Origin of the sequence: Actinoplanes sp. NPDC026670 (assembly GCF_040638175.1) — a bacterium.
Classification (GTDB): domain Bacteria; phylum Actinomycetota; class Actinomycetes; order Mycobacteriales; family Micromonosporaceae; genus Actinoplanes.
On sequence record NZ_JBEZXU010000016.1, the window covers coordinates 143858 to 165946 of the forward strand.

Genomic DNA, 22089 nt, shown 5'->3' on the forward strand with positions numbered 1-22089 from the left:
GCGCCCCATTTCCGCTGGGAAGATCCGGGAGCGGGCCGCGCTCCCGGCTGTCCACAAGGGATCATAAGCGTCGATGCCGGCGGATCGATCGTCCTACTGGACGGGGTTCCAGCCGTCCGAACCGGCCAGGTACTTCTGCGCGGTGTAGCCGGCGGCGGTGGACGCGCTCATCTGCGGGCGGTCCGAGGTGCCGTTGGTCGCGCCCGCGCCGGTGTTGCCGTACTCGTTGAACCGGCACGTCTTCCACGACCAGCCGCTCATGTCCTGCCAGGCGCCGGCCTGCCGGACGTGGCTGCCGATCGTCGACTCCCGGACCAGCACCTGCCCGATCGCGTCCGAGGCGTTCCCGGCGTGCCAGCAGCGGCCCAGCGCGACCGTCTGCGCGGCGGCCGAGCTCTTCAGTGTCGAGCGGGTGATCAGGAAGCCATAGGGGTTGCTGTCGTCGGTGGCGGCCGCGGTGATGTAGCCGTTGTTCGAGCTGCTGCCGATGTTCAGCGACTCGATGGTGGTGCTGTCGATGACCACCGCGCCGTTGCCGTAGATGAAGTCGACCGCGCCGGAGATGTAGGACTTGTAGACGTACTGGCGGATCTGCGACGACCCGGTGCCGCCCCACGACAGGAACGTGTCCTGGTAACCCTTCATCTGCACGTTGCGGTAGACCTGCCGGTCCCCGGCGGCGTACAGGGCGAGTGCCTGACTGCCTGCGCCGTACGTGTTCTGCATGGTCAGGCCCTTGATCGTGCTGTTCGGCGCCAGGTTGTAGACGGTCGCGCTGCCCGCGGTGCCGGCGGTCGACTGCGGCTTGTTCCCGGTGATGATCACATCCGCGGAGTTGCCGGTGGCCCCCTGGATGGTGAGCCCGGACTTGCTCGCCGGGATCTGCACCTGACCCTGGTAGGTGCCGGCCTTGACGGTGATCACCCCGCTGGTCGACGAGGCGGCGATCGCGGCCTGGATCGTGGTGTAGTTCCCGGACCCGTCGGCGGCGACGGTGAACGAGGTGGCGGCGACCGCCGGCGCGGGGGCGGCGATCAGCCCGGCCGCGAGGACCACGGCCGCGGGGACGGAGCGATGCATGGGGGACGTCCTTTCCTCAGCAGGTCGCGGCATGGGGGATGCGACCTGTAGGTAAGCGCTTTCCTGAACGCTTCGTCCGAAACTAGGCCCGGCATAGTCGAGTGTCAATGCGGCTGGGTTCTTGACGGCAGCCGTACCGCCGCTTGCGCCGCTCTTGAGGTCTGCCGGTCACTCTTCGTGACGAGTACGGAATCAGCTGACCGGAGGAAGTGATGGCATCTAGCCGCTGGGGCCTGCACAACGTCTCCACCCGGGGCAAGATCCTCGCCTTGACCGGGATGGCGGGTGTGGTCTGCGTCATGGTCGGCGGGATGGGCATCCTGCGCCTGGCCGAGGTCGACGAGGTCGGCGGTGGCATCTACGACACCAACCTCGTCCAGATGGATCAGCTGGCCCAGCTCGACGGGCAGGTCAACGACTACCGGGCGACCGTGCTGCGGAACCTCGTCAACCCCGACCCGGCCGCCCTGGCGAAGGAGCTCACCCGTCTCCGCTCGGCGATCGACGAGAGGTGGGCCGCCTACGCCGCCAACCCGGCGTCCCCCGGCAAGCTGCGCGAACAGCAGAACTTCGCGACGGCCCTCGGCGAGCTCTTCACCATCACCGACCGGGGTCTGCTGCCCGCGATCCAGGCCGGCGACCTCGACCGCAGCGTCCAGCTGGAGGACGAGAAGTTCGACCCGGCCTTCAACGAGGCCGGCGACGCCCTGACCGAGCTGGAGGAGATCGAGTCGCGCGAGGCGGCCGCCGCGGCTGCCTCCGCCGAGGCCACCTACCAGAACGCGCGCACCCTGCTCATCGCGGTGATCCTCGCCGGGCTGGTGCTGTCCACCACGTTCGGGATGTTCATCTCCCGCAGCATCACCCGGCCGCTGTCGCGCTGCATGGAGGTGCTCGAGGCGATCCGCGGCGGCGACCTCACCCTGCGGGCCGGGCTGACCGGCCGGGACGAGGTGCGGCGCCTCGCCCAGGCGCTGGACGCCTCCACCGACGCCACCGCCGGCATGGTGCGCCGGGTCGGCGAGAACGCGATCCAGGTCGCCGCCGCGTCCCAGCAGCTGTCCGCGGTCGCCACCCAGATGTCGGCCACCGCCGAGGAGACCTCGGCCCAGGTGGACACCGTCGCGTCGGCGGCCGGCTCGGTCTCCGACAACGTGCAGACCGTGGCCGCCGGCGCGGAACAGATGAGCGCCTCCATCCGGGAGATCGCCGGCAACGCCGCCGAGGCCGCGAAGGTGGCCGCGACCGCCACCGAGACCGCCGGCCGTACCAACCGGATCGTCACCCGGCTCGGCCAGTCGTCCACCGAGATCTCCGCGGTCGTCAAGCTGATCGACGCGATCGCCGCGCAGACCAACCTGCTCGCCCTCAACGCCACCATCGAGGCGGCCCGGGCCGGGGAGATGGGCAAAGGCTTCGCCGTGGTCGCCACCGAGGTCAAGGAGCTGGCTCAGGAGACCGCCAAGGCGACAGGTGACATCGCGACCCGGATCGCGACCATTCAGGAGGAGACCGCCGAGGCGGTCGCCGCGATCAGTGAGATCACCGCGGTGACCGGCCGGATCGACGAGTACACCGCGACCATCGCGGCCGCCGTCGAGGAGCAGAGCGCCACCACCTCGGAGATGGTCCGCAGCGTGGTCGAGGCGGCCTCCGGCGCCGGCGACATCGCGGGCAACATCAACGGGATGTCCACCGCCGCGAACGCCACCGCCACCGGCGCCACCGAGACCGGCGCGACGGCGGAGAGCCTGGCTCTGATGGCCGCCGAGCTGCGCCGCGAGATCGCCGAATACCGCGTCTAGGAGCGCTCCCGGTCTCTGGCGGTCTCGGTCAAACCGAGACCGCCAGCCGTCGCTGACTACTGGAATGCGTGCGGCTTTACCGTGCTGAGCGACGGCTGGCGGCCTCAGCCGTCGCTGACTACTGGAATGCGTGCGGTTTTACCGTGCTGGGCGACGGCCGGCGGGCCTGGCGTGGTCAGGAGAGGGCTCGGAGGCCCTGCATCACGCGCAGGATGGTGTCGGCGGACAGCGGGTTCAGCGTGTCGGTGACGTGCACGTCCAGGTGCCCCGCCGCGCGCAGGTCGGCGACCAGGATCTTCGTGACGCCCAGGTGCAGGCGCAGCCGGGCCGAGATCTCCGCGACCGACACCGGCTCGACGCAGAGTTCGACGATTGCCTGCATCTCCGGCCCGAGCGTGGCCAGTGGCGCCCGGCCGGCCCGTGGATCGTACGGCCGGAGGGTGACCTGGGTCTCCAGATCGATCTCCGGGTCGACCGCACTGACCCGGCCGGCCGTCAGGACGAACGGGCGCAGCGCGGGCTGCCCGGCCGGGGGCCGGTGCGGGGACCCGGCCGGAGCAGCACCGGCCGGGTTGGCCCGCAGGTACGGTGGGATCCGCCCGATCGGCTCGTGATCCGGCGCGCCGCTCAACTCTGCGCTGCGCTTTTCAGTTCGGCGATCAACCCGGGCGTCAGTGTCGCCCCGGCCCGCGTCCCGAAGAGCGTCATCTCGTACGCGACGGTGACCAGGTTCGCCGACCGGCTCGCGACCACGCCGAGCGCCGAGCCCCGGCTGATCGTGGTGATCACCAGATAGCCCTCGGCGATGTCGACGACGACCCGGTTCAGCGCGCCCAGCCGGTACCACTCGGAGGCGCCGGCGGCGAGGCTCGCCATCCCGGACACCACTGCGGCCAGGCGGTCGGAGTCGGCCCGTTCCCGTTTCGACGACCGGGCCATGAGCAGGCCGTCCGACGAGACCACCACTGCCTCCTGCACCCCCGCGGTCCGGCTGGCGAACGAGCCGAGCAGCCAGTTGAAGGTCTTCACCTCGGCACTGAGCTGAGTACTGTCCATGGTGGAGCCTTCTTCACTGTCGGGGGTGTGTTGAGGTTTCGTGCAGCGCTTGCGCCACGCCCAGTTCGAGCTGCTCGACGAGCAGCCGGGCGGCGTCCGGGTCGGGCCCGGTGACCGGGTGCGCGACCTGTGGCGGCGCCTCCGCCGGCGCCAGCTGGGCGCCCGGGATCCGCCGGCGCAGGCCACCCACCGAGGTGGGCGTCGGCGCGGCAACCTGTGGCGCCGGAGGCGGGGGCGGCGGCAGTGGCGGCGCCGCGGCGGGTGGCGGGGCGGATGTCAGCTGTCGGGCCACGTCGAAGCCGTTCCAGGTGACCGGGTCGCTCATCACGTCGCTGACCCGCGAAATCGCCTCCCGTACCTGGGACCGCCCCGGGGCGGTCTCACGGGGCAGCGGCGCCGGCGCGAGCCGCTCCATGCCCGGCGGGCGGCCTGCGACCGGCTCGCCGACCAGCATGTCCCCGGCCAGCAGCACGCTGCCGATGGTCGCCTGGACGGTGACCCCGCCACCGGGGGTGTGCGCCAGGGTGACGCTCATGCCGTGCCGCCGGGCCAGCCGGCCGACCACGAACAACCCGAGCACCTGGGTCGGCACGAGGTCGAGCCGTTCGCGGCGGGCGATCCGGGAGTTCTCCTCGGCGAGCCGGTCGTCGAGCATGCCGATGCCGTGGTCGGCGATGGTCAGCCGGGCGCCACCGGGCACGGCCCGGGCCGACACCGTCACCCGGGTGTGCGGCGGCGAGAAGACGGTCGCGTTCTCCAGCAGCTCGCCACAGATCAGCACCAGATCGCTGACCAGGGACGGCGCCACCAGCAGGTCGAGCGGGACGTCCACGTCGACGCGGGTGTAGTCCTCGATCTCGGCCAGCGCCAGGCGGGCCACGTCGATCAGCCGGACCGGCGACGAGTGGTGCTCCTCCCGGTCGGCCCCGGAGATCACCACGAGACTGTCGGCGCTGCGGCGCAGCCGGTTGGCGATGTGGTCGAGCCGGTACAGCTTGGCCAGCCGGTCCGGGTCGGTCTCCTCGTTCTCCAGCTCGTCGATCAGGTCCACCTGACCGCCGACCAGGTTCTGGGTACGCCGCCCGATGTGCCCGAACATCTCGGCCACGTTGCGCCGGCTGAGCACCTGACGTTCGACCAGCTGTGAGGCGGTCCGCTGGACACGGGCGAAGACCCGGGCCAGGTCGCCGATCTCGTCCTGGGCGTCCAGGTCGAGCACCTCCATGCGTACCGGCTCGACGCTCTCGGCCTCGTCGTCGGCGATCCGCCGCAGCTCGGTCTCGCCCGCCTCGGCCACCCGTTCGGCGGCCCGGCCGAGCCGGGTCAGGGGCACCGCCACGGCCCGGGCCACGGTGGCCACCAGCACCAGGACCACGAGAAGGACAAGGACCACGAGCAGACCTGTGCCGTACGCGATGGTCAGTTGCTCCTGTCGTTGTTCGGCGACCGCCGCGGTGACGTCGTCGACGACCCGCTTCTTGGCGAAACCGCCGAGGATGCTGAACGACCTGAGCATCGGGAACAGCCGGTCCAGTGGCAGCGCCGCCATCGCGGTCGCCGGGTCGTCCGCGAACTGGGCCTCGAAGTCCTTGCCGACCCGGTCCTGGAACGCGGCCGTCACCAGCTCGTACAGCTCCTGCTGGCCGGGCGTGGCGTAGTCGGCGAACTGGTCCAGGTAGGTCTGGAACCGTGCGCTCTCCTCGCGGTACTCGACGGAGTACCGGCCGACGCCGCCGGCGGCCATCAGCGACAGCAGCATGGTGCTGTCGTTGGTCGACTCGTCGATGCGGAACAGAGCGTCGAGCGCGATGAGCTGCCGGCCGGCCGCGGTGCCGGCGTCGGCCTCGTCGGCCAGCCCGAGCGAGTCGATGATGCTGTCCAGCACCAGGTCGAACTCGGCGATGACGATGTCCGGCTGGACCGACTTGTCGCGGACCCGTTCCCGGACGTCCTCCAGGCCGTCGACCCGGCCGATCTCGCCACGCAACCCGGACGGCAGCCGGTCGCCCAGGTCACGCTGCACCTCGCGGACCCGGTCGGTCACCGCGGCGGTCTGCAGCGCCAGGTCGTCGGCGTCCACCACGTCGAGCAGGTAGCCGACCGAGAGCAGCCGTTCCCGCTGCACGTCCTCGACCAGCGGGCCGACCCGCCCGGCGATGGTCGCGACGGTGTCGATCTCGTTGGCCTTCTCGGCGTCGATGACCAGGTCGCGGATCACCGGCACCACCAGCGCGACCATCGCCAGCAGCGGGATGATGACCAGAAGGATCAGCTTGCCGCGGATGCGGAGCCTACTGAGGAACACTGACCCGCCCCCACCGTTCGCGCTCCGACTCCAGCTCCGGCACGGCGACCGGCCCCGGTCGTGGTGGCCGCGCGCCGCGGGACCGGGCGGCCAGCGCCAGCCCGGCCGGCACCAGGGCCAGCAGCACGGAGACCAGGAAGATGCCGGACGCCAGCAGACGGCGCTGGTCGAGCGAGGAGATCCGGTCCTGGAGGCCGATGTCGATCTGGGTGAGCAGCGCCGACGACAGGTCGGCCGCGGCGGCCTGCATCTCGTCACGCCGCTGGACGACCTGCTCGGAGCCGGCCCCGTCCCGTCCGGACATCAGCGGCATCAGGTTGTCGACCGCCCGGTTGAACCGGTCGAGCCGGCTCAGCAGCGCGCTGCCCAGGCTCTCGCTGCCGGTGCCCTCGACGGCGAGCCGGACGTCGTCGGAGAGGTCGCGGGCGTTGCCGGCCAGGGAGGAGCCGGCCGTGCTGATGTCGATGAGGGTCGAGGCCCGGTCGGCCGCGTTCAGCCCGGGGAGGCTCACCAGCAGGTTCGTGTACCTGGTGGCGGCCACGATGCTCTCCGGGAGCTCCTGTGCGGCGCCGTCGCCGAGGTAGTAGAGGTCGGCGTCCGGGTCACGGACCAGTTTGGAGCTGTTACGGACTTTGTCCATCAGCGCCAGCAGCAGGTCGTTGACCGTGCCGTACGCCGCGATGGTGTCCGCCTTGCCGGCGTCGGCGGGCAGCGCCTCGATCTTGGCGCGCAGGCCGGCCCACCGATCCTGGGTGCTCAGCCGTTCGCCGAGCTCGCGGTCCACGGCGGCGACCGCGTCGACGGCCCGGGTCAGGTCCTCGACCGGCGCGGGCGTGCCGGTGACCGCGGCCGAACCGGCGTTGGTGAGGGCGATCTCCAGCGGCCCGAGGGCCTGGATGTACCGGACCCCGTCGCGCTCCAGATCGGCGAAGTCGGACTGCTCGCCGACCGACTGCCACACCATGGCGAACAGCGCCGTCACCGACATGGCCAGCAGGATCGGGAGCAGCAGCCGCGTCACGGCGCCGATCGGCCGGCCACGCTGATGCTGGCGTGTTCTGACAGTCATCGTTCGCTCGCTCTCCGGACAGCGTCGGAAGCGAGCACCGCGCGTTGCCCTTGAACAGACCACAGGTTCGTCGGGTGAACGTACGACTACAGAACCGCGCGGAGTGACGGCGACTCGACCGAATGTCACGCCGGATCGGCCGATACCTGAAAACGTTCGGGTGCCAGTGAGGTTTGTCACTTTTCAAAAGATCATGGAGGGCGTACGGTGGCGCACTCCAGCTGTGATCAGGGGAAACGCTGTTTCACTGGCTTTTGTCCGTTGCCTGAGTCCCGCTTGAGGTGGCGCTGAGACTGCGGCGGCAGGCTTCTGGGCATGACTTCTTCACAGCTCGCCGCCCCCGCCCGGACCAACGACACCACGGACCGGCGCACCGGATCCGGGACCGACATCAAGACCCTGTGGGAGCCGCTGCTCGAACTGCTCAACGGCTCCCCGGCGGGCCGGGTCAGCCGGCCGACCCGGTGAAGGCCGGCAGGTAGCCGTACAGGTGGCCGTTGTTGTTCGGGTGGTACGAGTTGGTGGCGGGGATGAGGGTCACGCCGTTGATGTACGGCGTCGACGAGCACACCTCGTGGCCGGAGAACTCGTCGCGCACCTCGGAGTAGACGAACCCGGCTGCCTCCGCGCGTTCCTGGATCTTCGCGTCCAGGGTGCGGGCGCCGTCGTTGATCGCCGCCTGTTTGGCCGTGCTGAGCGTGCAGCCGGTGGCCGGGGTGGCGTAGATCAGCGGGTACGACAGCACCACGACCTTCGCGCCGGGCGCCTTCGCCTTGATCGCGGCGTAGGTGGCGTCCAGTTTGCCGCCGAGGGTGCTCGCCGCGTACGCCTTGGCCTCGTTGACCTTGGCCACACACCCCGAGTCGGTGGTGGTCCAGCAGGTGAGCAGAGTCGAGACGAAACCGACGTCGTTGCCGCCGACGGTGATGCTGACCAGGTCGGCGCCGGCGCTCAGGCTGGGGATCTGGCTATTGCGCACGTCGTCGGTGGTGGCCCCGGTGCAGGCCAGGAACTGGAACGAGGCGGGACTGTTCTTCGCGGCCCAGAGCGGGCCGAACGCGTTGTTGCTGCGCAGGCACGACCCGGACTGTCCGCTGGCGCCGACCCCGGACGAGTAGGAGTCGCCGAGCGCGGCGTAGTCGATGCTGCTGGCCGCCTGGGCCGGGGCGGCGAGCCCCAGCGCCAGGACGGCTGTGGTGACGAGACAGGCGAGGGGGGTAGCCCTACTCATCGGTGGCCTCCGGTGGCGGTAGCGATAGTTACCGGAGAGTAGATTTCGGTTTCGAGAAAAAGAACAACGTGAATTTCTTGTTACCGGTGGATATCATCATCGGTTCCCGGCTCAGGTGGCCGCCAGCGGGCCGCTGTTGGTCACCGGCAGCTCGGCCCGGACCCTGAAGCCGTCCGCGGTCGGCCCGGCAGCGAAGACGCCGCCCAGGGTCACCACCCGTTCCCGCAGCCCGAGCAGGCCGTGCCCGGTGGACAACTCGCCGTCGGCCGGCTGCTGCCCACCGCCGTCGGCGACGGAGAGGATCACGCCCCGCCGGCGCCAGTCGAGGTGCACGTCGACACTGGCATCGACGCCGGCGTGCTTGACCGTGTTGGTCAGCGACTCCTGAACGATCCGGTAGCAGGCCAGCGAGACGCTGGGGTCGACCGGCGCGGGGGTGCCGGAGACCCGGTACGTGATGGTCAGACCGGCGCTGCGCATGCTCTCCAGCAGTTCGCCGATACCGTCGACGCCGGGCCCGAGAGTCGCGTCGTCACCGGTGCCGCCGGCCGATCGCAGCAGGCCCAGGAGCCGCCGTAGCTCGGCCATCGCCTGGGTGCCGGACTGCTGGATGACACCGAGCGCCGCGTCGGTGCGCTGGATGTCCGTGCGCAGGACGGTCTGGGCGCCGGCGGCCTGCACGACCATCACGCTCACCGAGCCGGCCACGATGTCGTGCAGCTCCCGCGCGATCCGCAGCCGCTCCTCCCGCAACATGTCCGCTTCGGCGGCCTTCCGCTCGGTGAGGCGCGCCCGGGTGATCCACGATCGATAACCGGCGCTCCAGACCCCGAACATCAGCAGCCCTTGCAGGAACACGACCGTCGCCGGGCTCTGCATCGGTTCCAGGCGTTGCAGGCTGATGATCTGCGCGTTGGCGGCGACGGCCGCGGCGAGCAGCGCGAGGACGGACCGGGACGGATCCCGCCGGCTGGCCACCGCGTAGAGAGCGATGAGCAGTCCGGCGGCGAGCGAGGCGTGAGGTTTGAGCGCCAGGATCAGCAGCACATATCCCACCTGGAGGCCCAGCAGCGCGGCCGGAAACCGTCGGCGCAGCAGGATTGTGGACATCACCGCCGTCGTGCACGCCGACAGGACCCACCTGTCGGTCACCTCCGGCTTGCCCAGGTTCACGCCGGCGTCCACCACGACGGCCAGGGCGGTCAGCAGCAGGTCCTGGACGAACGCGCGAACGCGTTCCCGATCCCTACTGCTCATTGCCGGAGTCCAGCGGAGGCACGACGGGTGCGAGCACCTGCCAGTCGGCGATCAATCCGATGTGCCGCGGTTTCCGGAAGCCCTTGCTCCGCCAGCAGATCCAGGGCACGGCGTCGCAGATCATGAGATACGTCTGGTACGGACGAGCGCAGCTGTCGGACCAGGAGTACCGGCAGGAGCTGACCTTCAGATCCAGGGCGCCGAGCTCGTCCGGTGTGATCATCAGTCCGGCGCCGGCGAGCTCGTCCGACAGCAGCACCAGTCCGGCGGCGCCCAGCCCGTCCGCTGGGAGGGCCGGTCCCCACGCGGCGGCGTCGTCGTCCGGTGGGCCGGCCATCGCCGGGCCGGCCGCCCCGACCGTGGTGACCAGGGTCAGGACGACCGCGGCGAGCACCGCGCGTGCGATCGATGAGTTCATGATTCCCCCGTGGTTCGATTCGGGCATGGGCTCGGATTCAACGTGAGCGCCAGATAGATCAGCAGCACGATCACGGCAGTCCTCGGCGCGTGTTCGGCGGTCATCAGCGCCGCCACGCACAACTCGGCGAGGCCCGCCCCCGGCCTGGGTGCGGAAATTGCCAGGCGATCCATTCTTTCCCCCGTATCACCGATGACTCGATGTGACGGTTCAAGCATTGCGCCGCGCTTTCCTGGGCGCATCCGTCGACAGCGGTCATCTGCGTATACGTCGGAGGCGTCAGATACCCGGGGAAATACCGCCGGCCAGCACCAGGCCACTCTGATAGGCCACCACCACCGCGCCCGCCCGGTCCCGCACCTCGAGCTTGTTGAGGATGCGGCAGGCGTGCGTTCGTACGGTAGCCACGGAAAGGTGGAACCGCCCGGCGATGTCGTCGTTGCTCAACCCGTACGCCATTTGCGAGAGGATCTCCCGCTCCCGCGCGGTGAGCCGGTCCAGAATGCCGGGCGCGGGCCGTCCGGGAACCGGGCGGCTGGCGATGTCGGCGATCACCCCGGGCGTGACGTTGGGCGCCAGATAGGCGAGCCCGTCGGCCACCGACTCGATGGCCGTCACCAGTTCGGTCGGCGCCGCGTCCTTCAGCAGGTATCCGGAGGCGCCGGCCCGCAGCGCCGCACAGACCGCCTCGGGGGTCGAGCCGAGCCCGGTGAGGATGATGATCCGGATCGTCCGGCCCGGGTCGCCGGTGAAGTCGTCGCTGGTCAGCTGCCGGGTCGCGGCGACCCCGTCGAGGTGTGGCATGTCGAGGTCCATGACCACCACGTCCGGTTGCAGCCGCCGGGCCATGACGACCGCCTGCGCGCCGTCGCCGGCCTCACCGACCACCTGGATCCGGGGGTGCGCGGACAGCAGCATGAGCAGTCCGCCACGGAAGAGCGGGTGGTCGTCGGCGAGCAGGACTCGAATGCCGGCGGTGCTGGAATCGGTGGTCATCAACATCGGCCTTTCGCTGCCGAGGAACTGCGTGATATGCGCCGAGTATGGATCAGCGCACTGCCGTGAACGGTTCCATCCGGCGGTATTCAGCCCCGCCGGGTACCGCACACGCGGTACACGGCGCCGGTATTTACGTGTCCAGCGGGATGCCGTACCGGATCGGCGGGACGATTCTGGAACCGTCCGAACATGCGGATGTCCAGAGAATTCGGAGACAGGTGGATGAACGTCAATGAGGTCAGTGCCCGCGACGCCCGTACGGTATCGGTCGGGGTGCACGAGGACGCTCTCCCGTCAGTGACCCGGGAGCGTTACCCGGCAGCGCGGGTGGGTCGTGAGTTCATTCCGCCGCTGCCCCGCGGAAAGGATCCGGGAAAGGTGTTCGAACGTATCCGGGAACTGGCCCGGCCATGGCGGGACGGCGGTGTCTACATCTCCTACAAGCCGGCGCCCGGCGAGGTGGCGGCCGGTGACTGGACCCGGGTCCATCGCGACATCGGCCGATGGCTGGCCGATCACCCGTGGGTGCGGATCATCGTGCACCACGAGCCGGAGGGCGGCCGCGACCGGCTGGACGGCGCCACCTTCCGCGCGGTGTTCGCCCGCTCCCGCGACGAGATCAAGGCCGGCTGGGCGGGCGCGCGGGTGGCGTACTGCGCGATGGCCTACCAGTGGCGGCCCAGCGGCCGGGCCGCCCAGGCGCCCGGCCAGTGGCGGCGGGTCGAGGCCGACGAGTACCTGTGCGACGTCTACTCCGGAATGAACGAGAACAACGGCGCGTTCCCGGCCCACCTGATCCTGCCCGAGCACCCGGGCTACACCGGCTGGTTCGACACGATCGTCCGCCCGCGCCTGGCCACCGGCCTCACCTACGGCCTGGCCGAGCGGGGTTTCATGGGCGAGGACGGGCTGCGGGCCGCCACCATCCGCCGTGAGTCGGCCTGGCTGGACCGGGTCTTCGACCGCCACGCCGCCACCGGCGACCCGGCCGGCCGCCCACCCACCGTGTACCTCGCCTGGTCCACTCCGGGGGCCGAGGACGACAAGGCCTGGGTCCTCACCGACGACTCCCGGACCGCCATGCGGGAGCTGACCGGCGCCCTCGCCCGGCGCTGACCGGCCGGGGTCCGGCGGCACAACGCCGGGCCCCGGCCCACGGTCGCCCGCCCTCCGAAATGGAGTGATCGCCGTTCATCGACGGTGCCTACCTGACCGTCGAGGCGGCCGAGTTGGTCTCGGCCGGCGCGGGCGTCAGACGGCCGCCGTGACCGAGGCCAGGGCCGTCCGGCACGTCCTCAGGAAGGCCTCGTCGGACTCGACGTCGGAGCTGCTGTGGCTGTTCGGCCGGTACGTCGACCGCACCGGGTTCGCCAGTTCGGCGCGGAGCAGTGGCTCGGCCGCGGCGGCTGCCGGGCCCATCTCGGCCCAGATCTCCGCCGTCAGCTTGTGGCAGGACCGCTCGCGGGTGAAGTTCTCCATGAGCGCGGGCAGGTACGTGCCGGTGTCACCGGTGATCTTCCACAGCAGGGTGAGCAGCCCCTCCGGCCATCGCGCCGTCTCGACCGCCGCCCGCAGCCGGGGCACCAGCGGCGCCGCCTCCGGCCCGATGGGGCGCAACGACCAGTAGTCGTCCTCCGCATAGGCGTGCAGGACCTCCCCGGCGGGGACCCCGATCGCGCGGAGCCCATCGGCGGCACCGGACCGCACGTGGGCGTCCTCGTGGGCCAGCAACGGTCGTAGCTCCGCCTCGGCCGGAGCGCCCTCGATGGCCGCGAGAGTCCTGGCGGCGTGGCCGACGAGCCGCGGACCACCGTTGGCGAGACGCTCCCGGACCAGCGGCAGCGCCGGGCCCGCGGCGGGCCCCATCGCCGCCAGCGCCAGCAACGACTCACCCCAGAAGTCGTCGTCGTACGGGACCAGGGCCGACACCTCGGGCAGGGCCTCGGCCGCCGCCGGTCCGGTGTGGTGCAGGTGCCACAGCAGGTTCAGCCCGGACTTGTGATCACCCGCGGCCATCGCCCGCCGGAGCTGGCGGCACAGCAGCGGGACCAGCGGCACGATCTCGTCCCGGTAGGCGAACAGGGGCGGCCGGCAGTCGACCGGCAGCGCGTCCTCCTCGAGAGCCCGCGCGATGAGCGGCAGCGCCCGGGGGTCCCGCAGTTTCGCCAGCGTGGTGGTGAGCGCCCAGACCGTACCGCCGTCGAAGCTCCAGAAGTCGGGTTCCTGAGCGGCGTATACCGGCGTGCCGCGGCCGAGCTCCGCCTCGACGAACTCGAACACCCGGTCGGCGACCGGCGCGACGAGCGGCCAGGAATCCCCGGTCAGCATGCGCAGGCCGAGGGGCCGGGTCCGGGGATCCGGCAGCAGTTCGACGCAGGCGAGCATCACGTCGCTGTAGTCGCCGCGCCAGTGGCTGGTCGCCCCGGCGGCCGCCCACATGGCGTTGCCCCGGCGGGCGGCCGGGCCCTCCCGCAGGGTGCGTGCGAGCAGGCTGTTGCGCACGCCCACCCGGTCCCCGAGCGCCTCCCGCAGGTCGCGCAGGTCGATCGCGTCGGTCTTGCCGAGCATGTCGTACAGCGTCGACGCGAGATCGTCGTCCGGCTCGTCGGTCAGGCGTAGCCGCTCGGTGAACGCGGCCAGCCGTACATCAGGATGGGTTGATTCTCTGGTCAAATCACCGAGCCAGGCGAGCAGTTCGCCGAAGTCGGCGCCGTGCAGGTGACCGGCCCGCAGCCGCCGCGCGATGACGCCGATGGCCTCGATCGTGGCGGCCCGGGCGGCGACGTCCTTCTCGACCGTGAGCCGGCCCTGGAGCGCCGCCAGCGTCTCCGCCGTCCGGTCCCGGTGGACCAGCAGCGCCTCGGGCGCGGCCCGCCGGACCTTCTTCCGGTCGTCGCCGAGCAGTTCCAGGAAGACCTGATGCCCCTGCGCGACCGCCGGTTGCGCGGCCCGCCACTGCCCGCGCGTCTCGGGCAGCCGGCCGAGGTCGTCGATCTCCGCGCTCCCGATGCTCGCGAGCAGGCGCAGAATCGTCGGCCGGCCCGGCAGGCCCGGCGTCGCGGCCGCCTCCAGCAGGAACGGGACGGCCCGGAGCGTGCACTCGTAGACGTCGCCCTGATGGTGGATGCCACCCCACATGCAGTCCTGCGCCCAGGACCGGATCCGTTTCTTCTTCGAGATCAGCCCACGGATCACTTCGGGCATCTCGGTCGCGGGCCCGTAGGCGTGCGGCATCGAGGTCCAGTCGATCTCATCAATCCCGGCGAACATGGCGACAACGAATACCACACCCGGTCACCTGAGGGCGTCAGCGCCGTACGGTGCAGGAGGTCACGGCGGTCGCGGCCGGGTCGCTCTCCGACCTGACCTCGACCGTCACCGCTCGCACGTCCTTGACGTACACCTCGACCGTGGCCGACTGACGGCCGGCCACTGCGACGACCGCCCGGGGCAGCACCGCCCCCGGCGCCGAGATCCGGAAGACGTCGGCGTCCCGGCCGGTGTTGCGGACCGGAACCGTGCACCGGGCCCAGCCGGACGGCCCGGGGCGGGCGGTGGCCGGCCGCGCGGTCACGCCGCGGACCGACGGCCCGGCGCCGTCGAGGGAACGGACCGCGACCTCGTACGAGAGCACGCCGTGCCGGTCCCGTGTCCGGTCCAGGATGTAGAAGTGCAGGCGGTTGGCGGTGTCCGCGTACTCGAAGAGGCTGCCCGATCCGGTGCCGGCGTGGAACAGCGCGTCGGAGAGCTGCCGGTAGTCCCCGATCGTCATCTTCTGCGGGGTGCCGTCCGGCAGCACGAAGTCGACCTTGTCGATGTCCTGCGGGTTGGCGTCGACGGTCCAGATGAACGGCGCGGAGTCGTTGTTCTTCGTCTTGGCCAGCAGCACGCCGGAGTCCGGGGTGAACGAGTCGAAGCCCATCCGGTCGACGACTTCGAGGGTGTAGTTGTGGTATCCGCCGCCGTCGCAGTACGGGTCGGTCGCGGTGTTGCAGGCGGGGCTGCGGTCGCCGCCGTCCAGGGTGACATTGATGCCGGCCAGCCGGCTGGGGCCGGGATCGACGGCGCGCGCCGTCACCCGGGTCACCACGACGCCGGACTCGGCCAGGCCTGCGCGGGAGAGCTTCAGCACGGCGGTGTCGTCAACGATGCCGAGCTTCATCTTGTTGCGCAGCATGTGCTGCGCGCCCATCGACGAGCCCCCGGTTCCCGGGATCAGCCACCGGCTGTGCGGTCCGCCGGGCCCGTTGAACGTGCCGCGGCTCAACATCTCCCACGGTCCGCTGTAGTCGCGGCGAGCCGGCACCGAGTACGGGTTGTTGTAGTTGTCGCCGATGCCGAGGATGTGGCTGAACTCGTGCGCGTACGTCGACATGCCCGAGCTCTCCGCCTGCAGCGAGCTGCCCTGGGTGGCGTTCGGCCAGATGTTCGCCGAGGCCTGCCAGGAGGTCCATTCGACGTAACGGGTCGCGTTCCAGTTCGTCAGTGACTCGTCCGGCGGCCCGAATTCGTCGCTCACGTCCTCCTTGGTGGTGAACTTCATCGGGCCGAACTCCTGCCAGGTCGCCGATTCGTCCTGGCCGGCCGAGAGGAAGAAGACGAAGTCGTACGAGGCCGCCTCCTGCTCGCCGACCGCCGCGATCCAGGCGGTGCGCGCGTCGGTCCGCAGGTCACGCCCGCACAGGTCGCCGGCCGGGCAGCCCAGTCCGCGCTGCATGGAGTTCTCGATGCCGTATTCGTGGCTCGCGTGCGGCATCGCGTACACACCGAACGCGCTCAGGTCGATGCCGAAGCGCCCGTTCGAGTCCTCCATCCAGTATTCGTGGATGGTGTGGCCGCGGTTGAGCGCTCCCGGTTTGTTCAGGAAGTCCCGGTAGAACGCCGGAACTTCAGAGCGATCCAGATTCTGTACGCCGGACGGGTTCCCGTAGATCGTCGAGTTCGCCGGCTGGGTGACCACGAACGGCTGGTTCGGGTAGTCGACCAGCACCAGCGCCCCGTTGAAGGTGCGTTCCGAGCCGCGTACCGCCGGATCGGCCCAGTCGGTGCCCGGCACTGGCCGGTAGTCGTCCCAGGTCATCGTGTCCGGTAGCTCGTACCGCTGGGGGTCGATCGGCTGTGGTGTGCCGGCCGGGCCGCCCAGGGTGACCGCCTCGTCGAGCTGCCACGGCTGGGTCTGCGGCCAGTGCCGCATGCGCCAGGGCGTGTCCGGGTCCGGGTTCGGTGGCGCGGCCGTCGCCGGCACGGCGTTGACGGCGCCGGCCACCACCAGCGCCGCTACGGACAGTGCCGAGAACAACCGTCGCCCCGTCGTCATGGCGTCATCCTGGCAAACTTATCGACACCACTCAATGGATCGCCGATTTTGGAGGTCGGATGAATCTGCGCGGACGGGCAGCAGCCGCAGCCGGCGCACTGATCACGGTGGCCACTCTCGCGGTGGGTGGCCCGGCGACCGCCGCGGCTGTCTCGCCACCGGGTGTCACCCACGAGGAGAACCCCCGCGTGCCGGAGGGCGCGGTGTGGACGGAGGCCTACTTCCCGTCCGCCGACGACAGCGGCGTCGAGCTGCACGCCGACGTCCTGCGGCCGGCGCACCTGCCGCCGAACGCCCGCACGCCGGTGATCCTCGCCGTCAGCTCGTACTTCAGCCACGCGGGCCAGACCGGGCCGGAGGGGTGGACCCGGACCGGCCCGTCCAGCCGGTTCGCCGATTTCACCAGCGGCACCGGCCTCTTCGCCCGCGGTTACTCGTACGTCATGGTCGACCTGCGTGGCTTCGGCGGGAGCACCGGCTGCCTCGACTGGATGGGCCCGGGGGAGCAGGCCGATGTCAAGGCCGCGATCCGGTGGGTGGCGACCCGGCCGTGGTCGACCGGCAGAGTGGGCATGTACGGCAAGTCGTACGACGCCGTCACCGGTCTCGTCGGCAACAATCTGCGCCTGCCGGAACTGAAGGCCGTGGTGGCTCAGGAGCCGGTGTGGGACATGTACAACTACCTGTTCAGCAACGGGGTTCCCCGGCCCAACGTGACCGGCACCCCGAACGCCTACAACGGCATCGCCACGATGGCTCCGCTGCCCGACGACACCGACCGATACAAAACCAACGCGGCGTACGAGCAGAGCCACCCCGAGTGCCTCGCCGACAACCGCACCAACAACAACAATCCGGACCCGGACTCGTCCTACTGGCGTGCCCGTGACCTCGCGGCCCAGGCCAGGGGCACGAACACCCCGCTCTTCGTCACGCAGGGCTTCATCGAGAACAACACCAAGCCCGAGGACATGCAGGAGTTCCTCGACAACCACCACGGCGTCGAGCGGGGCTGGCTGGGGCAGTGGGAACACGTCCGCGGCAACGAGACCAACAATCAGGGGCAGCTGCTGATGGGCCGCGCCGGGTTCTTCGACGAGGTCATGCGCTTCTACGACCGCTACCTGCTGGGCGCCCGGCCGGCGGTGCACGACCCGGCCTACGCCGTCGAGGACAACACCGGCGCGTGGCGTGCCCAGCCGACGTGGCCGGCGCCGTCGTCGCACACCAGCGCGGCCCTGGCCGACGGGCAGTACGTCGACGACGGTCTCGCCTCGGCACTGGCCGCGCCCGCCGCCACGGAGTGGGACATGGAGCACTACACCGATCCCGCTCCGCCCGCAGCCAGGGGTCTCGCGCCGACGTCGAGCTATTTCACCTGGTCCACGCCGGTCGAGTCCCGGCTGCGGATCACCGCCACACCGCGGATCGGGTTGTCCGCGAGCGCGCCGGGCAATGTCATGGTGCGGCTCTGGGACGTCGCCCCGGACGGGACCGCGGTGATGTTCGACGAGAACGTGGCCCTGATCGAACGGGCGGGCCGCGTCGCGTTCGACCTGAAATCCACCGACTGGACCTTCGAGGCAGGTCACCAGCTGGGCGTGCAGATCGGCACGATCGGCAGCGGGAGCTGGCGCGACACCCCGAGCGGCAACACGATCGAGATCACCCGCGCGCGGCTGAACCTCGCGCTGCAGAACCCGCGGCTCGATGTGCCGGCCCAGGGCGACCGTTCGCCGTTCCTCGACACCTACCTGCGGCAGTACACCCGTACGCTCACCGGCGTCGGCGCGGGAACCTTCCCGCTCGCCCTGCGCCACCGGCCCTGACGAGCCGCCATCGTTCGGCTGCCCGGCCGTCTGATCGGCCGGGCAGCCGGCTGCGTCACCGCAAGGCGGCGGCCACCCGTGTCTCCGGCCCGCCGGCCCCGGCGCCTGCCGTGTCCCGTGCGAAGTGTTCGGCGGCGACGGCGAACAGGTCGACGTACGGCAGGAGCCGGTGGTCCTCGGGAGTGCCGATGCTGACCAGCCGTTCCCGGCCCGCGCCGACGGCGGTCTCCGGCTCCTCCCAGACCGACTGCTCGATGGCCCGCAACTCGGGCACCACCAGCCCGACCGTCGACCCGCCGGCCGGGGTCACCAGCAGCACCCGGTCGGCCTCCGGCTCCGGGCTGTGCCCGTGCCCCAGCAGGACCGGAAGATTGATCAGCGGAATCGTCTTGCGGCGGTGGGTGAACATGCCGAGCAGCGACGTCCCGCCCAGGCTGAGACGCACGCCCGGGAAGGGCAGAATCTCGTCGATCTGTTCCAGCGGAGTGGCGGCATCGACCCCCACGCTGTAGGTGAGGAATTTGCGGACGCTCGTGACGACCCGGTTCGCGTCCCGGTCGGTGTCGTCCGGCGGCGGGCCGGTCTCGGCGACGCCTGGTTCGAGCCGGATGTTCAGGGCGCCGAAGGCGGCCAGTTCGCTGCTCTCGCGCAGCGCCTGCCCGTCCAGCACCAGATACTGACGCCCCTCCGTGCTGAGCAGACCGGCCAGCAGCGTGCGGTCGGGGCTCGGCACCATCGGCATCGCCAGGATGTCCTCCGCCGGCACGGTGGTGATCTCGGTGACGGCCGTCGCGGTGAGCGCGATCAGCCCCTGCGGAAGGGAGACCACGACGCCGCGCCGAGTGCCGGACGCCGGCTGCTCGGGCAGGCCGAGCAGGGCGACCGGATCGATGGCCGGGACGGCGTGGCCGGCCAGGTGCGCCACGCCCCGGCAGACCGGGCCGTCCAGCGGCGAGGAGTGCAGCCGCAGGTCCGGCACCACCGAGTGCACATGGGTGACGTCGATGGACAGGCCGGTGTCGCCGCACTCGAACATCAGCAGGGTCCGGCGAGGCCCGTGCCGCTGTGCCGCGGCGACGTCGGCCGTCCCCGGCCGCTGGGCCGGATCGGCGATCGCCGGTATGCCGGGCATGTCGACGATGGTGGCGGCGTCCAGCACCGCGATGACGGCCTGGTCGTCGGCGCGCTCGAAGGTGTGCGAGAACAGGGCCGGCCCGCCGCCGCCCATGTGCACCGCGAGCAGGGACTCGGCCGCGACGTGGGTGGAGCCCTCGATGGCGTCGGCGAGCAGCCCGAACAGGCGGCCCTCGCTGGAGACGATGATGATGACCTCGCCCGTCTCCATCGCCGAGGCCCGCCCGGCGAGCAGGCACGGATCGATCACCGGGATCACGGTGTGCCGCAGGTTGACCGCCCCGAGCAGCCCGGCGCCCGCGGTCGGCAGCGCGCTGAACTCGGGCGGCCGGACGATCACCTCCCGCAGCTTCTCCAGCGGCAGCGCCATGCGTAGTTCCCCGGTGCGGAAGATCCCGTAGAGGGTGGCGGCCGCGGTCGTGGTCACGAGTGGTCGCTGTTGCTGTTGACCAGTTCGTTGATGAGCTCGGCGACCTGGTGCGAAACCGTCTGCTGCTCCTCGGTCGAGGCCGCGATCCGGCGGATGGTGTCGCTCGTCTCGGCGACATTGGACAGGATGTGCCCGAAGGAGCTCTGCGCGCGCTGGCTGACCGTCGCGCCCTGACTCACCCGGCTCGCCGACTCGTGGATCAGCTGAGTGATCTCCCGGGCCGCGGCCGAGGAACGTTCGGCCAGCTTACGGACCTCACCGGCGACGACGGAGAAGCCGATGCCGTGCTCGCCGGCGCGGGCGGCCTCGATCGAGGCGTTGAAGGCGAGGAGGTTGGTCTGTCCGGCGATCTCACCGATCACGGTGACGATCGCCGCGATCTGCTCCGACGACTTCTGGATCAGGTCGATCGCGTCGATCGACTTGCGTAGTTCCTCGTAGCCTTCCTGCGCGTTGTGGTGGGTGGTGTCGGCCAGCGTGGTCGCCTGCGTGGCGGCCGCGGTGATCTCGTCGATGGCCGCGGTCAGCGCCGTCACCGAGGACTTCATGTCCCGGGTCTTGTTGGCCAGCTGGTGCTCCAGCACCACCTGGTCGGTGATGTCGTAGGCGTACTTGACGACCTTGTAGACCTTGTCGTGCAGGTCCCGGATCGGGATGTAGCTGGCCCGGATCCAGACCTCCCGGCCGTACTTGCCGACCCGGTGGAACCGGCCGCTGTGGATCTCGCCGGCCGCCAGCCGGTGCCAGAAGTCGCGGTACTCGGGCGAGACGATGTACTCCGGCGGGCACAGCGTCGAGTGGTGCTGCCCGATCAGCTCCCGCGCGGTGTAGCCCACGGTCCGCTGGAAGTTGTCGTTGGCGGTGAGGATGTTGCCGTCGAGGTCGAACTCGATGACCGCCTGGGCGAGGCTGATCGCGGTGTCCTTGCCCTCGAACTCGGCGGTGCGCTGCTTCGCGGCCGTGACGTCGATGGCGAACTTGATCACCTTGGCCGGCCGTCCGTCGGCGTCCAGGATCGGGTTGTAGGTGGCCTGCAGCCACACGTCCGCGCCGTCCTTGGTGATGCGCTTGTACTCCCCGCCCTGGAACTCGCCACGAGCCAGCCGCTCCCAGAGCAGCAGGTAGCCCGCTCCGGACGCCTCGGCCGGGTCGACGAACATCCGGTGGTGATGACCGGTGATCTCGTCGAGGGTATAGCCCATCGTGTCGAGGAAGTTCTGGTTCGCGTCCAGGATCGTGCCGTCGAGGTTGAACTCGATGACCGCCTGGGACCGGCTGATCGCGGACAGTTTGCCCTCGAACTCGGCGGTGCGGTGCTGCTCCTCGGTGATGTCCGCGGCGAACTTGAACACCTTGAACGGCTTGCCGTCCGCGCCGAGAACCGGGTTGTACGAGGCCAGCAGCCAGACCTCCCGGCCGCCTTTGGCCATCCGCTTGAACTCACCGGAGGCGAACTCGCCGCGCGTCAGCTTCTTCCAGAACTCGACGTACTCGGCCTGGCCGGCGGTGCCCGGCGGCATGAACATCCGGTGGTGCTGGCCGACGATCTCGTCGAGGGTGTAGCCCATCGTGTCGAGGAAGTTCTGGTTCGCGTCCAGGATCGTGCCGTCGAGGTCGAACTCGATCAGCGCCCGGGACCGGCTCACCGCCGCGATCTTGCCCTCGAACTCGGCGGTGCGCTGGCGGTCAGCGGTGATGTCGGCGGCGAACTTGACCACCTTCACCGGCTTGCCGTCGGTGCCGAGGATCGGGTTGTACGTCGCCCGCAACCACACCGGCCGGCCGGCCTTGGCCACCCGCGAGTACACCCCGGCCTGGAACTCGCCCGCACCCAGCCGCTGCCAGAACTCGCGGTACTCGGCGCTGTGCGCCTCCCGCTCCGGCATGAACATGCGATGGTGCTGCCCGATCACCTCTTCCCGGGTGTAGCCCATGGTCGCGAGAAGATTGTCGTTGGCCGCCAGGATCGTGCCCGAGAGGTCGAACTCGATCACCGCTTGCGACCGGTTGAGGGCGGCCACCTTGCCCCGGTCGTCCTCTGCCTGCCGCAGAAGGGCCTCCTGGGAGTCGGTGTCGGTGGAATTGGCCCTGGCACTCGGCATGATGCTCCGCTTCTCTCATGGGATACGCGTCCCGTCATTCGACCGGCGCCGGGCAGC

General features: G+C 70.5%; 18 protein-coding genes. 4 read left to right on the forward strand and 14 right to left on the reverse strand.

Going from position 1 to position 22089, the window contains the following annotated elements; translation table 11 throughout:
- Positions 1-93: 93 nt before the first annotated feature.
- A complete protein-coding gene (locus tag AB0E94_RS17900; RefSeq protein ID WP_360327326.1) occupies positions 94-1080 on the reverse strand; it encodes a pectinesterase family protein in 987 nt (328 codons plus the stop codon).
- Between the two features lie 212 nt (positions 1081-1292).
- Between AB0E94_RS17900 and AB0E94_RS17905 the strand changes: the two genes are divergently transcribed.
- The gene (locus tag AB0E94_RS17905) at positions 1293-2885 is read left to right on the forward strand and encodes a methyl-accepting chemotaxis protein (RefSeq protein ID WP_360327328.1); all 1593 of its coding nucleotides are present in this window, start codon (positions 1293-1295) and stop codon (positions 2883-2885) included.
- Between the two features lie 175 nt (positions 2886-3060).
- Here AB0E94_RS17905 and AB0E94_RS17910 read toward each other — a convergent pair whose 3' ends face one another.
- The 4 genes from AB0E94_RS17910 to AB0E94_RS17925 are packed head-to-tail and all read right to left on the reverse strand — an operon-like array spanning position 3061 to position 7315.
- On the reverse strand, positions 3061-3516 hold the full coding sequence (locus AB0E94_RS17910) for a DUF742 domain-containing protein (RefSeq protein WP_360327330.1): 456 nt from the start codon (positions 3514-3516) through the stop codon (positions 3061-3063).
- Positions 3513-3941, reverse strand: a complete 429-nt coding sequence (locus AB0E94_RS17915; RefSeq protein ID WP_360327332.1) for a roadblock/LC7 domain-containing protein — start codon at positions 3939-3941, stop codon at positions 3513-3515. The genes AB0E94_RS17910 and AB0E94_RS17915 overlap by 4 nt, the downstream gene beginning before the upstream one ends.
- Positions 3942-3954: 13 nt before the next feature.
- The gene (locus tag AB0E94_RS17920; RefSeq protein WP_360327333.1) at positions 3955-6246 is read right to left on the reverse strand and encodes a nitrate- and nitrite sensing domain-containing protein; all 2292 of its coding nucleotides are present in this window, start codon (positions 6244-6246) and stop codon (positions 3955-3957) included.
- A complete protein-coding gene (locus AB0E94_RS17925; protein ID WP_360327335.1) occupies positions 6233-7315 on the reverse strand; it encodes a hypothetical protein in 1083 nt (360 codons plus the stop codon). The genes AB0E94_RS17920 and AB0E94_RS17925 overlap by 14 nt, the downstream gene beginning before the upstream one ends.
- Before the next feature lie 315 nt (positions 7316-7630).
- Between AB0E94_RS17925 and AB0E94_RS17930 the strand changes: the two genes are divergently transcribed.
- Positions 7631-7783 (forward strand): hypothetical protein, encoded by a 153-nt coding sequence (locus tag AB0E94_RS17930; protein WP_360327336.1) that lies wholly within the window; start codon positions 7631-7633, stop codon positions 7781-7783.
- On the opposite strand, the gene AB0E94_RS17935 is transcribed toward AB0E94_RS17930, so the two are convergent.
- The 5 genes from AB0E94_RS17935 to AB0E94_RS17955 all read right to left on the reverse strand — a co-directional run bounded on the left by AB0E94_RS17935 (position 7764) and on the right by AB0E94_RS17955 (position 11217).
- Positions 7764-8546 carry an SGNH/GDSL hydrolase family protein gene (locus AB0E94_RS17935; RefSeq protein WP_360327337.1) on the reverse strand — a complete coding sequence of 261 codons (783 nt, stop codon included), beginning with the start codon at positions 8544-8546 and terminating at the stop codon, positions 7764-7766. The two genes, AB0E94_RS17930 and AB0E94_RS17935, sit on opposite strands and share 20 nt — an antisense overlap.
- Before the next feature lie 111 nt (positions 8547-8657).
- Entirely contained in the window at positions 8658-9803 is a 1146-nt protein-coding gene (locus AB0E94_RS17940) for a histidine kinase (protein WP_360327339.1), read from the reverse strand.
- Positions 9793-10221, reverse strand: a complete 429-nt coding sequence (locus tag AB0E94_RS17945) for a hypothetical protein (RefSeq protein WP_360327341.1) — start codon at positions 10219-10221, stop codon at positions 9793-9795. Before AB0E94_RS17945 ends, AB0E94_RS17940 begins: the two co-directional genes overlap by 11 nt.
- Entirely contained in the window at positions 10218-10394 is a 177-nt protein-coding gene (locus AB0E94_RS17950) for a hypothetical protein (protein WP_360327342.1), read from the reverse strand. Before AB0E94_RS17950 ends, AB0E94_RS17945 begins: the two co-directional genes overlap by 4 nt.
- Before the next feature lie 106 nt (positions 10395-10500).
- The gene (locus AB0E94_RS17955) at positions 10501-11217 is read right to left on the reverse strand and encodes a response regulator transcription factor (protein ID WP_360327343.1); all 717 of its coding nucleotides are present in this window, start codon (positions 11215-11217) and stop codon (positions 10501-10503) included.
- 225 nt (positions 11218-11442) lie between these two features.
- Between AB0E94_RS17955 and AB0E94_RS17960 the strand changes: the two genes are divergently transcribed.
- Complete coding sequence (locus AB0E94_RS17960) at positions 11443-12336, forward strand: hypothetical protein (RefSeq protein WP_360327345.1); 894 nt, start codon at positions 11443-11445, stop codon at positions 12334-12336.
- 135 nt (positions 12337-12471) lie between these two features.
- On the opposite strand, the gene AB0E94_RS17965 is transcribed toward AB0E94_RS17960, so the two are convergent.
- A complete protein-coding gene (locus tag AB0E94_RS17965; RefSeq protein WP_360327346.1) occupies positions 12472-14508 on the reverse strand; it encodes a hypothetical protein in 2037 nt (678 codons plus the stop codon).
- A 19-nt stretch (positions 14509-14527) separates the two neighbouring features.
- Positions 14528-16537: a M6 family metalloprotease domain-containing protein gene (locus AB0E94_RS17970; RefSeq protein WP_360327348.1), complete on the reverse strand. Its 2010-nt coding sequence runs from the start codon at positions 16535-16537 to the stop codon at positions 14528-14530.
- A gap of 59 nt (positions 16538-16596) precedes the next feature.
- Between AB0E94_RS17970 and AB0E94_RS17975 the strand changes: the two genes are divergently transcribed.
- Positions 16597-18366, forward strand: a complete 1770-nt coding sequence (locus AB0E94_RS17975; RefSeq protein WP_360327349.1) for a CocE/NonD family hydrolase — start codon at positions 16597-16599, stop codon at positions 18364-18366.
- 55 nt (positions 18367-18421) lie between these two features.
- On the opposite strand, the gene AB0E94_RS17980 is transcribed toward AB0E94_RS17975, so the two are convergent.
- Complete coding sequence (locus tag AB0E94_RS17980; RefSeq protein WP_360327351.1) at positions 18422-19927, reverse strand: chemotaxis protein CheW; 1506 nt, start codon at positions 19925-19927, stop codon at positions 18422-18424.
- Positions 19924-22032 (reverse strand): PAS domain-containing methyl-accepting chemotaxis protein, encoded by a 2109-nt coding sequence (locus AB0E94_RS17985; RefSeq protein WP_360327352.1) that lies wholly within the window; start codon positions 22030-22032, stop codon positions 19924-19926. Before AB0E94_RS17985 ends, AB0E94_RS17980 begins: the two co-directional genes overlap by 4 nt.
- Positions 22033-22089 lie beyond the last annotated feature (57 nt).